This is a genomic window from Duganella fentianensis, from assembly GCF_009857835.1.
GTDB lineage: Bacteria > Pseudomonadota > Gammaproteobacteria > Burkholderiales > Burkholderiaceae_D > Rugamonas > Rugamonas fentianensis.
The window spans coordinates 1-278 of record NZ_WWCL01000028.1; the positions used below are offsets into that span (position 1 = coordinate 1).

1 tRNA gene and 1 rRNA gene are annotated in these 278 nt (G+C 50.7%); both read right to left on the minus strand.

Annotation, left to right across the window (positions count from 1 at the left end):
• Positions 1–2: 2 nt before the first annotated feature.
• Positions 3–79: transfer RNA gene (locus GTP23_RS22440), tRNA-Ile, on the minus strand.
• Between the two features lie 79 nt (positions 80–158).
• A 16S ribosomal RNA gene (locus GTP23_RS22445) occupies positions 159–278 on the minus strand; the annotation flags it as partial.

Sequence of the window (278 nt, forward strand, 5' to 3'; positions counted from 1 at the left end):
ACTGGTAGGGCTGGTTGGACTCGAACCAACGACCCCCGCGTTATCAACACGGTGCTCTAACCAGCTGAGCTACAGCCCCAAATGCTGTTCTTTATTATTTACAGTCGATAAGTGTGAACGCTTGATGGCGAGTTATTACTAACTCAGTGCCACTCTAGAAAGGAGGTGATCCAGCCGCACCTTCCGATACGGCTACCTTGTTACGACTTCACCCCAGTCACGAATCCTACCGTGGTAAGCGCCCTCCTTGCGGTTAAGCTACCTACTTCTGGTAAAAC